Here is a 14027-nt window from a genome sequence, read left to right as displayed (position 1 = left end):
GCTCCGCGTTCCAACTCTCGAGAGGGACGCGGAGCGTCCCGGGCTGCATTCCCACGCAGAGCGTGGGTACGATCATTGCGGGTAGATCAACTTCTCAGGCACATCCACATCCCACAACACTCCGGGATCGTCCACAACCACCTCGACCACCCTCGCCTGCGCAAACAACGCCTTGGCCCCTCGATCACCGGACAACGCCATCAACGCCGGACCAAAGCTGCGCCCAAATCCCACCGGATGCCCATACTCGCCTTGATGCACCGGAACACTGACAGCATCATCAGCAATCTCCGCCATCACACGTTCAATACTCGCTGGAAGGATGAACGGCATATCCCCCAGCACAATCAGCCAACCGCCGAGCTGCGGACACGCCGCCACCCCGGCCACGATGCTGTCGCCCATGCCGGTCGATTCGATAAGCACAATCTCGCAGCCATAGGCCTTGGCCATGCGGATCACTTGTGGTCGATCAACAGTGGTCACCAGGACGCGCTTCTCAAGGGAAGCCGGCAAATTCACCAGCACTTGCTCGATCATCGAATGAACAGCACCCTCGCGGCCCGTGCAATCCGCCACCAGCTTGTCCTTCTCGGCACCGGCCTCCTGTCGAAACCGACTGCCCTGCCCCGCCGCCAAAACGATGACGCCGATGGGTTCGCTCATACCACCTCCTGCAACGGCTTCTTCTGCTTCAGTTCGACGCCATTCTTGATCGCCACGATTTCGGCCAGCAGCGACAAGGCGATTTCCGCCGGTGTGTGGCTGCCAATGTGCAAACCGATCGGGCCGTGCAGCCGAGAGATAGCCTCTTGTGACAAGCCTAGCTGAGCCAGATTGTCCCGGCGCTTCAAGCTGTTAACCCGTGAACCCAGCGCACCGACATAAAACGCCCTGGAATCCAGCGCCGTCAGTAGCGCCATGTCATCGAGTCGAGGATCGTGGGTCAGCGCGACGATGGCCGTACGCTCGTCAGTCTGGATGCTGAGCACCGCTTCATCGGGCATGCCTGAGACAAATCGCCCGTGCTGCTCTTCCCAGCCGTAAACGAACTCGGTGCGCGGATCGCAGATCAGCACTTCGAAATCCAGCAAACGAGCCATCTCGGCGACATACCGGGACAACTGCCCCGCACCGATCAGCAACAGCCGCCAACGCGGACCGTAAATGGCCCGCAACGTATTGCCATCGAATGTCAGCACATCAGTCTTGTCTGCCGGTTGCAGAACCACTTCACCGGTCGTGAGATCAAGCGAGCGAGCAACAATCTCATGCGCCTCGCAGCGCGCCAGCAACTCAGCGACCCAGTCCGGATCGCCCACCCGCTCCTCAGTCAGGCGCAAAGTGCCGCCGCACGGCAAACCGAAGCGTGCCGCCTCCTCACGGGTGACGCCGTAAGTGATCAACTGCACCGGTGGCCCATCGGCGGGAATACGACCATCGTGCAGCCGGGCAATCAAATCGTCTTCGACGCAACCACCGGACACCGAGCCAATCACCACGCCGTCTTCACGCAACGCCAGCATGGCGCCAGGTGCCCGAGGCGCAGTGCCCCAGGTCTGGACCACGCTGTACAACACCACCCGCTGACCGGCGCGGCGCCATTCGAGCACGCTGCGCAGGACATTCAGATCGACGCTGTCCATCAGGCCTGCGCCTTCTGCCAACCTTGCAGCTGATAGCGAACCGGCAGGTTGCGGATGCGCTTACCGGTGGCGGCAAAGATTGCGTTGCACAGTGCTGGCGCAATCGGAGGCACGCCTGGTTCACCAACACCGCCCAATGGCACATTGCCTGGCGGTGTGACCAGATGAACCGCAACGTCCTTCGGCGCCAGCGACATGCGCGCCACTTCGTACATGTGGAAGTTGTCCTGCTGGACCTTGCCGTCCTTGAAGCTGATTTCCCCCAGCACTGCGTTGCCCAGGCCCATCACGCAGGCGCCTTCGAACTGTGCGCGAATCCGCTCGGGGTTGATCTGCGGACCGCAATCCACCGCGATGTCGGCCTTGTGTACGATCAGCGTGCCGTCGTCTTTGACTTCAACCTCTATCACCGCCGCCACATAAGTTACGAAGCTGTAATGCACCGCCAGCCCCAGGCCTCGGCCCTTGGGCAACTCGCGGCCCCAGCCGGCAGCTTTCGCAGCGGTTTCCAACACCGTACGCATCCGCGCCGTGTCGATCGGATAACGCTCGGGGGACTCGCCGTAGTTCCACTCTTCACTCAAGGTGCGCGGATCGATCTGCCGGTCCGGGCCGAGCAATTTGATCTGGTACTTGAGCGGGTCCTGGCCGGCCTTGTGCGCCAGTTCATCGACAAAGCTCTGAATCGCAAAACCGTGAGGAATGTTCGACACCGAGCGATACCAGCCGACCCGGGTGTGAATCGCCGCTTCCGGGTTTTCCAGACGCACGTTAGGAATCGCGTACGCCATGTTGGTAAAGCCCATGCCCAGCTCGAAGGCCGCCTCGTGGTTCATGCCCGGCGCGAACAACGCGGTGATGCTCGGTGCCACGGTGCGGTGCAACCAGCCGGACGGCAGGCCGTCCTTGTTCAGGCTGGCTTTCAGGTACTCGGCCGACACCGTATGGAAATAGGAACAGTGGATGTCGTCTTCACGGGTCCATTGCACCCGCACTGCCTTGCCGGGGAATTCCTTGGCAAGGATGGCCGCTTCGATGATGAAGTCCGGTTTGGATTTACGACCGAAACCGCCGCCCAGCAAGGTGACATTGAAGGTGACGTTATCGAACGGAATGCCGAGGCGTTCGCCAATTCGTTCGCGGGAGACTTGGGGTGCCTGGCTCGGGGCCCAGGCTTCGCACACACCGTCCTTGAAGCGGGCGATGGCGACCATCGGTTCCATCGGCGCCTGCGTGAGGTGCGGCAGGTAATAAGACGCTTCCAGGGTGCTGTCGGCGCTACCCATAGCCTCGTCGATGTTGCCGGTATTGCGCACCACTTTGCCGGGTTTGAGGGATGCAGCCTCAATTTCCTTGCGGTAGGCAATCGAGTCGTAACTGGCGTTGGGGCCATCGTCCCACTCGATTTTCAGCGCTTCGCGGCCCTTGATCGCCGCCCAGGTATTACTGGCGACCACGGCCACGCCGCCCAACGGCTGAAACTCCGACGGCAACGGATGGCCTTCGATCTGCACGACCTTGATCACGCCCGGGACTTTTATCGCGGCGCTGGAGTCGACGGACTTGACCTTGCCGCCGTACACCGCAGGACGTGCAATGGTGGCGTAGAGCATGCCGTCGAAATGTACGTCTGCACCGTAAATGGCGCGGCCATTGACGATGTCGGCACCGTCGATGGCCTTGGTGCCTTCCTTGCCGATGTAGCGAAATTCCGACGGCTGCTTGAGTCGCAGGCTGTCACGCGCCGGTACCGCCAGCGCACCGGCAGCGGCGGCCAATGCGCCATAACCCAGTTCACGACCGGACGGTTTATGGATGACTTTATGCTGTTGCGCATGGCATTCGCTGACCGGCACTTTCCACTGTTCGGCAGCGGCTTGTTCAAGCATGGTTCGCGCGGCAGCACCGCAGCGACGCATCGGCTCGTACCAGTGGCGCATGCTGCGCGAACCATCGGTGTCCTGGTTGCCGAAGCGCACTTCGTCGCCCGGCGCCTGTTGCACCTTCATCATCGCCCAGTCGGCTTCCAGTTCATCGGCCACCACCATCGTCAGGCTGGTGCGCACACCCTGGCCCATTTCCGAACGGTTGCAGACCACGGTCACCATGCCGTCGGCGGCGATGCTGACGTAAACCTTCGGATCATCGATCCAGCCGTTGGGCATGCCATCGGCGCCGAATTTCTGCTCTTTCTCGGCAGCAAAAGCGTCTTGCCAGCCCCAGCTCGCCACCAGAACCAACGCACTGGTGGCACCAACGCCTTTGAGGAAACCGCGGCGACTGAGGTTGCTCAGCGCGAAATCATTCGGTAACTGGCTCATGCCTTGGCCTCCTTCAGGTGAGTGGATGCCTGGCGGATGGCGGTCTTGATGCGGTTGTAGGTGCCGCAACGGCAAATATTGCCGACCATCGCCTCTTCGATCTGTTCGTCGCTGGGGTTCGGGTTGGTTTTGAGCAGCGCCGTGGCGGACATGATCTGCCCGCCCTGACAGAAACCGCACTGGGCCACGGCAGTGTCGAGCCAGGCTTGCTGGACGACTTGCCCGACCGGGTCGGCGTGCAGGTTATCGATGGTGGTGACGTTCTGGCCGACCACCGAACCGATCGGCGTGATGCAACTGCGCGCCGGGGCGCCTTCGATATGAATGGTGCAGGCGCCGCACAGGCCCATGCCGCAGCCGAATTTGGTGCCGTTGTAACCGGCCACGTCGCGGATTGCCCAGAGCAGCGGCATGTCCTCGGTGACATCGAGTTGATGGTCTTGACCATTGAGCTTCAGGGTAATCATGGGCACGCCCGCATAGTTATTGGTTATGGGGTCGAGCAATCTGCCGCCAGGGGTTGGCGGTTGGCATCACGCAGATCGGCTCAGGCTAATAAGGCTCTCTTATGCGGACGGTAGCGTCTGCATCGGGCCTTTGATGGAGCAAACGTTTGCATCGTTAGGTGGCTAAGTTAACCCAGCATTAACAAAAAAGCCCTGCACCGTTAAACGTGTGCAGGGCTTTGAGGTCAGTCTTGAAAGCGTAGCCTCAATACCGATTGGGCTCCATTTCCAGGTCGACATGGAAACGTTCTGAAATGTCTTTCTGGATACGTTGCGCCAGGTTCAGCAATTGCAGACCGGTTGCGTTGCCATAGTTGACCAGCACCAGCGCCTGCAATTTATGCACGCCGGCGTCGGCGTCACGAAAACCTTTCCAGCCGGCCCGCTCGATCAGCCAGCCCGCCGCCAGTTTCATCTGCCCGTCGGGTTGCGCGTAGGCCACCAGATCCGGGTATTCACCTTTGAGTTGCGCGACGAGCGCCGCTGGCACCAAAGGATTCTTGAAGAAGCTGCCGGCATTGCCCAGCACTGCCGGATCCGGAAGCTTTTCGTTGCGGATACTGCAAATCGCTTGGCTGACATCGGTGGCGGTCGGGTGATCGATGCCTTGCTCGGTCAGGCGCTGACGTACCGGGCCGTACTCCAGATGCAGGTGCGCGGCGCGGTCCAGGATGAAACGTACCCGCAGGATCAACCAACGCCCCGGTTCCTGCTTGAACAGGCTGTCGCGGTAGGCGAAGTTGCACTCTTCCAGGGTGAAGTCCCGCAGGTTGCCGGTCTGACGATCCAGCGCGGTCAGGCCGGCGAACACGTCCTTGATCTCCACGCCATAGGCACCGATGTTCTGCATCGGTGCCGCACCGACGGTGCCGGGAATCAGGCTGAGGTTCTCCAGCCCCGACAAACCTTGCGCCAGGGTGTGCTGCACGAACGGATGCCAAGGCTCGCCCGCTTCGGCTTCGATCACGACCTTGCTGCCGTCATCACTGAGGATGCGAATCCCGCGCGTGGCCATGCGCAGCACCAGCGACTGGATATCGGCCGTCAGCAGCAAATTGCTGCCACCGCCGATCACCAGCAGCGGCACGTCATGCTCCACCGCATAGGCCAGGGCTTCACGCACGTCGGCATCGCTGTGGGCTTCGGCAAATAGCCGGGCCTGAACGTCGACGCCAAAGGTGTTGAACGGCTTGAGCGAAACCTGGGCGCGCACCTGCAAACTCATAACCGTCCCTTCAATTCGATCACCAGCAAATCACTGGCGCGCTCGATCAGGTCCAGCACCTGCTCAAAGCCTTGGTCGCCGTCGTAATACGGATCCGGTACTTCATCGATTTCCGACTGGTAGCGACGCAGGAACAGGTCCAGCTCAGCCTTGCCCTTGGCCGGTTGCAAGGCCTTGAGGTTGCGCAGGTTGCTGTGATCCATCGCCAGAATCAGGTCGTAGGTGGCGAAATCGGCGCGAGACACTTGCTGGGCGCGCTGAGCGGACAGGTCATAACCGCGCAGCTTGGCCGCCGCCTGGCTTCGCTTGTCCGGGGCCTTGCCGACGTGCCAGTCACCGGTACCAGCGGAGGCGACTTCGATTTGATCGGCCAGCCCCGCTTCGCGCAGTTTATGCCGCAACACGCCTTCGGCCGTCGGAGAACGGCAGATGTTGCCCAGGCAGACAAACAAAACCCGCATCAGGCCTCCAGCAGGCGACGAACGCGCTCAAGGTCTTCGACAGTATCGACGCCGGTGGGCGGTGCGATCAGTGCATCAGCGACGTGAATCCGCACGCCGTGCCACAGGGCACGCAGTTGCTCCAGGGATTCAGTGTTTTCCAGCCAGCATGGGCCCCAGCTGACAAAGTCATGCAGGAAACCGGCGCGGTAGGCATAGATGCCGATGTGGCGACGATACGGCACGCCTTCCGGCAATTGCTCGCGGCTTCTGGCGAATGCGTCCCGGGCCCACGGCAATGTGGCACGACTGAAGGTCAGCGCCAGGCCATTAAGGTCGCTGACAACCTTGACCACGTTGGGATTGAACAGGGTTTCCACGTCTTCGATCGGCTCGGCCAGCGTGGCCATGCGCGCTTCGGTGTGGGCGGCCAGGTTGGCGGCCACCTGATCGATCACGCTCGGCGGGATCAGCGGTTCGTCACCCTGAACGTTGACCACAATGGCGTCGGGCGCGAGGCCCAGCTTCGCGGCGACTTCGGCCAAACGGTCGGTGCCGGAATTGTGATCTTCGCGGGTCAGCACCACTTCAGCGCCAAACCCTTTGCAGGCCTCGACGATGCGCGCATCGTCAGTGGCAACCACCACACGCTGAGCGCTGCTTTTGCTCGCCTGTTCCCAGACGTGCTGGATCATCGGCTTGCCGGCGATCAACAGCAGCGGTTTGCCCGGCAAGCGGGTGGAGGCGTAACGCGATGGAATGACAACGGTAAAGGCTGTGGTCATTTATCCAGACGCTCGTCGGTGGTCAGGGTGCGGGCTTCGGTTTCGAGCATCACCGGGATGCCGTCGCGAATCGGGTAAGCCAGGCCTGCGCCCTTGCTTATCAGCTCGGTTTTGTCGGCACTGAGCTTGAGCGGGCCTTTGCAGACCGGGCAAGCGAGGATATCGAGCAATTTGGTGTCCATGAGCATTCCCTGGATAAAAACGGATTTAAGGCAAAAGACGAGCCGGCAACAGGCGCATCAGCTGCGTATCGAACCAGGCCACGAAGGCCGGCGATGGCGCAGCATCGACCGCCAGGTACCACCAATCGGCGGCGGCGAAGGCACGGCACTTCACCGCGTCCTTTTCGGTCATCACCAACGGCAATGACGGTGTGAAATTCAAGGCCTGCACGCTGTATTCGGCGTGGTCGGCAAACGCATGCGGGACAGGCTGCCAGTGTAGCGTTTCGAGGGTTGTGAAGAAACGCTGCGGATTGCCGATCCCGGCCACGGCGTGCAACGCCTGGCCAGCGGGGAAATGGTCGAGGGGACGCCGCTCGCCGCTTTGCAGATTGATCAATTCGGTGGGTTGAAGCTGGAAGGCAAAACCGCCGTCGCGATCGGCAGTTGCGCCGTTGTACAGCACCGCGTCGACGCTTTGCAGGCGCTCGGCCGGCTCACGCAACGGCCCGGCGGGCAGGCAGCGCTGGTTGCCCAGGCCCCGGGCGGCGTCGATCAGCACCAGTTCAAGGTCGCGGGCCAGACGGTAATGCTGCATGCCGTCGTCGGACAGGATCAGGTCCAGTGGCTCACTCGCCAGCAGGGCTTTGACGGCGCTGCTGCGGTCCGGGTCGATCATCAACGGAACGCCGGTGCGCTGGACGATCAACAGCGGCTCGTCGCCTGCGATATCGGCGCTTTGATCCGCCTCGACTCGCCAAGGCAGTTGCGGCGGTTTGGCGCCGTAACCGCGGCTGACCACGCCGACCCGCAAGCCACTGCGCTGGCAGTGCTGGATCATCCACAGAATCAGCGGCGTCTTGCCGGTGCCGCCGACGGTGATGTTGCCGACCACGATCAGCGGCACCGGCGGTTGATAGATCTCGCCCTCACCCGCCAGAAAACGCTTGCGCTTATTATTGACCACGCGCCGATACAGCCACTCCAGCGGCTGCAACAGCTTCAGGGCCGGATGACCTTGGTACCACGCGGCGAGCAAGCGGTCTGACATGGCCATCAGGGCGCGGGCGGCGCCGCCTCTACAGTGGTCATGCGCAGGTGGCTGAAACCGAGTTTGCCGGCGGCGTCCATGGCGGTGATGACCGACTGATGCTGAGTCTTGCCGTCAGCGCTGATAGACAGCGGCAGGTTGGTGTCGCCACTGGATTCTTTCTGCAGCGCGTCCATCAGGGTGGCCAGATCGTTTTTCGGCAACAATTGGTTGTTCACCGAGAATACGCCCTCGGCACTGATGGCAACGTCCAGATGCTTGACCTGCGGGTCTTCGGCAGGCGAACCGCTGACCGCTTCCGGCAGATCGACACGCAATTGGGTTTCACGGGTAAAGGTGGTGGTCACGACGAAAAACAGCAGCAGGATAAACACCACGTCGATCAGCGACGCGAGGTTGATGTCCACATTCTCCCGTTGCTTGCGGCGGAATTTCACGCTTTGCCCCCATTCAGGTCAACATCACGGTCACCCTGCACCACCTCGACGAGCTTGATCGCTTCCTGCTCCATGCCCACCACCAGTTCATCGATCCGGCGTTGCAGGAACCGGTGGAAGAATACCGCCGGGATGCCGACCATCAGGCCTGCGGCCGTAGTAATCAGGGCTTTGGAGATACCACCGGCCAACACGGCAGCGTTGGTGGTCATGCCCGAACCCATGAATGCGCTGAAGATATCGATCATGCCCAACACCGTCCCCAACAGACCCAGCAACGGGGCCATGGCGGCGATGGTGCCCAACGCATTGATGTAGCGTTCGAGCTCGTGAACCACTCGCGCGGCGGCTTCTTCTATGCACTCTTTCATGATCTCGCGACCATGCCTGGAGTTGGCCAGGCCAGCGGCCAGGATCTCCCCCAACGGCGAGTTGGCGCGCAGTTCCTTGAGTTTGTCTTTATTGAGTTGTTTGTCCTTGATCCAGACCCAGACCTGCCCGAGCAAATGCTCCGGGGTCACACGGCTGGCTCGCAGGGTCCAGAGACGTTCGGCGACGATCGCCATGGCTGCGATGGAACTCAGAATGATCGGTATCATCATCCATCCGCCGGATTTGACCAATTCCCACACAGTGACAGTCCCCTCGAAAAAGTGCGCCACTCTAACATAGGGGGTCGGCGCACCGAAAACCGCGATGTCGCATCCGGTCGAGCGTTAATCACTCGGAGTCATTGCGCAGAGCGCCAGAAACGCCGTTCTTGACGCATCGTCCATGGCGGCTTGAAGCGTCCCAGTTGCAGACGGATGGCACCCTGCTCGGCGCTGTCATGGATCGACATGCCGCGTTTTCGATAGCGCGCCATGATCGTGGGATGGGGATGTCCGAATGAATTGCCCTGGCCGCGGGAGATCAACACCGCTTTGGGTTGCAACCCGGAAAGCAGCGCCATGGAAGATGAACTGCGACTGCCATGGTGCGGAGCCTGCAACCAATCGGTGGTGACGGCCAGTGGACTGTCGAGCAGCGCCCGCTCGGCTGCGGCATCTATATCACCGGTCAATAACAGACGTTCACCGTTGGCTTCTATCTGCAGGACGCAGGATTTTTGATTGCTGTCGCTGGCCGAAGACCATTGCCAGAGCTGGAACCGTACATCATCCCAGACCCATTGCTTGCCGCTCTCGCAGCCTTCTGCCTGCAACTCGGCCGGCAGCGCCAGGGGATCGCCACTGACCACCCGTTTCACCGGCAGGCCATTGGCAACGGCCCGGGCGCCGCCCGCGTGATCGGCGTCAGCATGGCTGATCAACATCAAATCGAGTCCATTCACGCCCAGTTTGCGTAATGTCGGCAGCACCACCCGCTCGCCCAGGTCGAAATCGCCGAAACGTGGCCCGGTGTCATACAACAGTGTGTGATGACGGGTGCGCACCAGGATGGCCAAACCCTGGCCGACATCCAGCTGCCAGATTTCGGCGATGCCTTCAGGCAAGACCTGCCTGGGTGGAAAAACCAGCAACAGCAGCATCGGCCAACCCAACGAGCGAAACGGCACACCTCGAGGCATCAATAGTAGAAAGGCACCGAGTGTGCCGAGTGCCCATATCCACAACGGGATGGCCACCGGCACCCACGCGGGCAAGTACCCGGCCATCAGGGCCAGGCCCTTGAACAATAGGTCGATCAAACCTCCTGCCAGCCACAGCAGCCCTTCGCCCACGTATGGAAGAGGCAAAAACAACGTACCCAGCAATGCCGGAGGCAGCACCACCAGACTGATCCACGGCACCGCGAGCAAATTGGCCACCGGCCCGCTGAGACTGATCGGCAACCCGAGCACCAGCAGCAACGGGCACAGACCGATCGCGATCAGCCATTGGGCGCGGGTCCATGTTTGCCACCAACTCCATGGGCCCAGCCGACCGCCGAAGGTGAAGATCAACACCGCCACCGCCGCGAACGACAGCCAGAAACCCGGTTGCAGACTCGCCAGCGGATCCAGCACCAAAACGCCGTCAAGCGCCAGCAACAGCGGCCACCAGGCGCCGAGGTGACGAAATCGCAGACGCCACAACAGCACCAGACCGATCATCACGCAGGCCCGCCGCACCGGCACCTCGAAACCGGCCAGCAGCCCGTAACCGAGCGCCGCGGCGAACGCCAGTCCACAGGCCCACGGCAGCCAAGGCAAGCGTTTCGGCCACAGGCCATAACGGGCCAGCCCGGCGATCAGCAAATACACCAGCCCTGCCAACAAACCGACGTGCTGTCCGGAAATCACCAACAGATGGACGGTGCCGGTGTCTTGCAGCACCTGCCAGTCTTCGCGACTCAGTCCGGCGCCGTCCCCCAGCACCAACGCCGTCAGCGCGCCCGTTCGCCCCTGAGCATCCACGGCCTGCAAGCGCTGACGGATGCCGTCGCGCCAGGCCCATTGGGCTTCCTTGAGTCGCTGGCCATCCTTGACCGTCCCGGTAGCGCCGATACGTTGCGCCAGCAGCCAGGCGTCGTAATCGAAGGCATGGGGATTGAGCAGCCCCGCAGGACGCTTCAACTTGACCGCCAGTCGCCAATATTCGCCGCTGTTGACCGGCGGCCCGTCATACCACGCCAGGCGCAGCAGTTTCGGCACCTTGCCATGTCGCGACCGGGCGTCCGCCAACTCGAATCGCACGACGGCCTCATTGTTCTGGGGCAATCCCGTCACCCGACCTTCGACCCAACGGGTTTCGCCATCGAGGCTCACCGACAGCCGATCATCCAGCGCCCACTGTGCATTCGCGCCTGCCCAACTGAGGCCGAACAGGAAAAATGCCAGTGGATAGCTGCGAAACGGCAGCAACATCAAACCGATTACCGGCAGCAACATCCATAACCAGACCGGCGGTAATACCGGTAAAAAACGCAGGATCAACAGACCCAACGCCAGCGCCATCATCCCTGTGCGCATACGCCCGTCCTTGAGAGTCCCCTCCTAGGCATAGCCGGCTAATCGCACAGGCATCGTTATTAATTGTCACAAAGTCTGAATGGGCGACTAATAGAATCCAGACATACTTGCCGCCTTAACCGACCGAGAAGCCTTATGCCCCGGCGCTTATTCAAACGTTACATGCCAGACCCGACCAGCATCAGGGAACACAAGTCCTTACGCTTTCTCGGCACCCTGCTGCATGACCCGAACCTCTGGCACCTCAACCGCCATTCCGTCGCACGGGCCATGGCGGTGGGTCTGTTCGCGGCGTTCCTGCCGATTCCGTTGCAGATGCTGGTCGCCGCCATTCTCGCCATCATGGTGCGCGGCAACATGCCGATTGCGGTCAGCCTGGTCTGGCTGACCAATCCGATCACCATGCCGGCGGTGTTCTTCTGCACTTACCAGACCGGTGCCTGGCTGATGGACGTTCCCGCCCGCCATTTGCCGGACGAGCTGACCTGGGAATGGATCAGCGGCGAACTCTCGACTCTTTGGCAGCCGTTTTTACTCGGCTCGGTGGTGACGGGACTGGTGCTCGGCGCTCTCGCCTATTGCCTGACCATGATGTATTGGCGCTGGTGGGTCGGGCGGCAGTGGCGGCGGCGCCAGAAGAGACGGATGCAAGAATAAAAAAACGGCACCCTGAGGTGCCGTTTCTGATTGAGCAGTGCGCGATTACGTGCGCATCCCGCGACCACTGACCAGCAGCCGTGCGCAACCGATGTACAACACAACAGTCGCCACCAGCATGAAGGTAATCGCCACGCTGATCCTGATGTCAGAAACGCCAAGAATGCCGTAACGGAAAGCGTTCACCATGTGCAGTACCGGGTTGGCCAGGGACACGGTCTGCCAGAACGGTGGCAGCAAGGAGATCGAGTAGAACACCCCGCCCAGGTAGGTCAGCGGTGTCAGCACAAACGTCGGGATGATCGAGATGTCATCGAAGTTGCGCGCAAACACGGCGTTGATGAAGCCCAGCAGCGAGAAGATCGTCGCCGTCAGCACCACCACCAGAATGGTCACGCCCAGGTGATGCACCTGCAACTCGGTGAAGAACAGCGACAGCAGGGTCACGATGAACCCGACCATCAAGCCGCGCAGCACGCCGCCCAGGGTGTAGCCGATCAGAATCGTATGCGGCGACACGGGCGACACCATCAACTCTTCGATGGAACGCTGGAACTTGCTGCCGAAGAAACTCGAGACCACGTTGCCGTAGGAGTTGGTGATCACCGACATCATGATCAGCCCCGGCACGATGTACTCCATGTAGGTGAAGCCACCCATGTCGCCGATCTGCCGGCCGATCAGATTGCCGAAGATCACGAAGTACAGAACCATGGTGATGGCCGGCGGCAGCAGCGTCTGCGGCCAGATCCGGGTAAAGCGTTTGACCTCTCGGTAAACGATGGTGTTGAGGGCAACGAGGTTGGGTTGCAGCTCGGAACTCATACCGCCACCTTCGACAGATTTTTCTCCACCAGGGACACGAACAACTCCTCGAGGCGATTGGTTTTGTTACGCAGGCTCAACACTTCGATGTTCTGCTGCGCCAATTGGGTGAACAGCGCGGTGATGCCCATGGCCTTGTCGACCTGAACTTCGATGGTGTGGCTGTCGAGCAACTTGGTCGGATAACCGAGCAACTGCGGCGCGGTTTGCAATGTGTTTTTGAGGTCGAGCAGGAACGTTTCCACATGCAGTTGGCCGAGCAACTGTTTCATGCTGGTGTTCTCGACGATGGTGCCGTGGTCGATGATGCCGATGTTGCGGCACAGCTGCTCAGCCTCTTCCAGGTAGTGGGTGGTGAGGATGATGGTGATGCCTTTCTTGTTCAGCTCGGTGAGGAACGTCCACATCGAGCGACGCAGTTCGATGTCCACACCCGCCGTCGGTTCGTCGAGGATCAGCAGGCGCGGTTCGTGAACCAGCGCACGGGCGATCATCAGTCGACGCTTCATACCGCCGGACAGTGAACGCGACGGGACATCGCGCTTGTCCCACAGACCCAGCTGGGTCAGATATTGCTCGGCGCGTTCCTTGGCGATTTTCGGCGGGATGCCATAATAACCAGCCTGGGTCACGACGATATCAAAGGTTTTTTCGAACTGGTTGAAGTTGAATTCCTGAGGCACTACGCCGATGGAGCGCTTGAGCTGCGCAGGATTCTTGTCCAGGTCGTGACCGAAGATATTCACCGTCCCGCTGGTCTTGTTCACCAGGGTCGAGAGAATGCCGATGGTCGTGGATTTGCCGGCGCCGTTAGGGCCGAGCAAGGCGAAAAAGTCACCTTCGGCGACGTCCAGATCGATACCACTCAGGGCCTGGAAACCGTTGCCGTAGGTTTTGGTTAGCTGCCGGATGGACAGAGCGGAACTCATATCGGATTTACGCACCAAGAAGGGAAGAAAGGGACAAATAAGGGCGGGCGGCGACTAATACAACCGCGGCGCACGAGCGCAATGGTGCTTG

At 60.9% G+C, this 14027-nt stretch carries 15 protein-coding genes; 1 reads left to right on the top strand and 14 read right to left on the bottom strand.

Going from position 1 to position 14027, the window contains the following annotated elements; translation table 11 throughout:
• Positions 1-72: 72 nt before the first annotated feature.
• From ACMXYI_RS14515 to ACMXYI_RS14460, 12 genes are all read right to left on the bottom strand, one after another.
• Positions 73-666, bottom strand: coding sequence for a nucleotidyltransferase family protein (locus tag ACMXYI_RS14515; RefSeq protein ID WP_415773704.1), 594 nt, complete (start codon positions 664-666; stop codon positions 73-75).
• Positions 663-1646: an XdhC family protein gene (locus tag ACMXYI_RS14510; protein WP_415773703.1), complete on the bottom strand. Its 984-nt coding sequence runs from the start codon at positions 1644-1646 to the stop codon at positions 663-665. Before ACMXYI_RS14510 ends, ACMXYI_RS14515 begins: the two co-directional genes overlap by 4 nt.
• The gene (locus ACMXYI_RS14505; RefSeq protein ID WP_415773702.1) at positions 1646-3967 is read right to left on the bottom strand and encodes a xanthine dehydrogenase family protein molybdopterin-binding subunit; all 2322 of its coding nucleotides are present in this window, start codon (positions 3965-3967) and stop codon (positions 1646-1648) included. The genes ACMXYI_RS14510 and ACMXYI_RS14505 overlap by 1 nt, the downstream gene beginning before the upstream one ends.
• Positions 3964-4434: a (2Fe-2S)-binding protein gene (locus ACMXYI_RS14500; protein ID WP_008152370.1), complete on the bottom strand. Its 471-nt coding sequence runs from the start codon at positions 4432-4434 to the stop codon at positions 3964-3966. The genes ACMXYI_RS14505 and ACMXYI_RS14500 overlap by 4 nt, the downstream gene beginning before the upstream one ends.
• A 244-nt stretch (positions 4435-4678) precedes the next feature.
• Entirely contained in the window at positions 4679-5698 is a 1020-nt protein-coding gene (murB, locus tag ACMXYI_RS14495; protein ID WP_415773701.1) for a UDP-N-acetylmuramate dehydrogenase, read from the bottom strand.
• Positions 5695-6159 (bottom strand): low molecular weight protein-tyrosine-phosphatase, encoded by a 465-nt coding sequence (locus ACMXYI_RS14490; RefSeq protein WP_046049063.1) that lies wholly within the window; start codon positions 6157-6159, stop codon positions 5695-5697. The genes murB and ACMXYI_RS14490 overlap by 4 nt, the downstream gene beginning before the upstream one ends.
• Positions 6159-6923, bottom strand: coding sequence for a 3-deoxy-manno-octulosonate cytidylyltransferase (gene kdsB, locus ACMXYI_RS14485; protein ID WP_415773700.1), 765 nt, complete (start codon positions 6921-6923; stop codon positions 6159-6161). Before kdsB ends, ACMXYI_RS14490 begins: the two co-directional genes overlap by 1 nt.
• A complete protein-coding gene (locus ACMXYI_RS14480) occupies positions 6920-7105 on the bottom strand; it encodes a Trm112 family protein (protein ID WP_007945752.1) in 186 nt (61 codons plus the stop codon). Before ACMXYI_RS14480 ends, kdsB begins: the two co-directional genes overlap by 4 nt.
• Positions 7106-7130: 25 nt before the next feature.
• Positions 7131-8141, bottom strand: coding sequence for a tetraacyldisaccharide 4'-kinase (lpxK, locus tag ACMXYI_RS14475; RefSeq protein ID WP_415773699.1), 1011 nt, complete (start codon positions 8139-8141; stop codon positions 7131-7133).
• Positions 8141-8572 (bottom strand): ExbD/TolR family protein, encoded by a 432-nt coding sequence (locus tag ACMXYI_RS14470; RefSeq protein ID WP_415773698.1) that lies wholly within the window; start codon positions 8570-8572, stop codon positions 8141-8143. Before ACMXYI_RS14470 ends, lpxK begins: the two co-directional genes overlap by 1 nt.
• The gene (locus ACMXYI_RS14465; RefSeq protein ID WP_033056924.1) at positions 8569-9204 is read right to left on the bottom strand and encodes a MotA/TolQ/ExbB proton channel family protein; all 636 of its coding nucleotides are present in this window, start codon (positions 9202-9204) and stop codon (positions 8569-8571) included. The genes ACMXYI_RS14470 and ACMXYI_RS14465 overlap by 4 nt, the downstream gene beginning before the upstream one ends.
• Positions 9205-9302: 98 nt before the next feature.
• A complete protein-coding gene (locus ACMXYI_RS14460) occupies positions 9303-11525 on the bottom strand; it encodes a DNA internalization-related competence protein ComEC/Rec2 (RefSeq protein ID WP_415773697.1) in 2223 nt (740 codons plus the stop codon).
• A gap of 135 nt (positions 11526-11660) precedes the next feature.
• Between ACMXYI_RS14460 and ACMXYI_RS14455 the strand changes: the two genes are divergently transcribed.
• The gene (locus tag ACMXYI_RS14455) at positions 11661-12182 is read left to right on the top strand and encodes a DUF2062 domain-containing protein (RefSeq protein ID WP_415773696.1); all 522 of its coding nucleotides are present in this window, start codon (positions 11661-11663) and stop codon (positions 12180-12182) included.
• Positions 12183-12227: 45 nt separating this feature from the next.
• On the opposite strand, the gene ACMXYI_RS14450 is transcribed toward ACMXYI_RS14455, so the two are convergent.
• Both ACMXYI_RS14450 and ACMXYI_RS14445 read right to left on the bottom strand, forming a co-directional pair.
• A complete protein-coding gene (locus tag ACMXYI_RS14450) occupies positions 12228-13007 on the bottom strand; it encodes an ABC transporter permease (protein ID WP_415773695.1) in 780 nt (259 codons plus the stop codon).
• The gene (locus ACMXYI_RS14445) at positions 13004-13936 is read right to left on the bottom strand and encodes an ABC transporter ATP-binding protein (protein ID WP_415773694.1); all 933 of its coding nucleotides are present in this window, start codon (positions 13934-13936) and stop codon (positions 13004-13006) included. The genes ACMXYI_RS14450 and ACMXYI_RS14445 overlap by 4 nt, the downstream gene beginning before the upstream one ends.
• Positions 13937-14027 lie beyond the last annotated feature (91 nt).

The organism is Pseudomonas lyxosi (assembly GCF_047758685.1).
GTDB lineage: Bacteria > Pseudomonadota > Gammaproteobacteria > Pseudomonadales > Pseudomonadaceae > Aquipseudomonas > Aquipseudomonas lyxosi.
The sequence above is the reverse complement of the archived record's forward strand: the minus strand, read 5'-3'. Positions and strand labels throughout refer to the sequence as shown.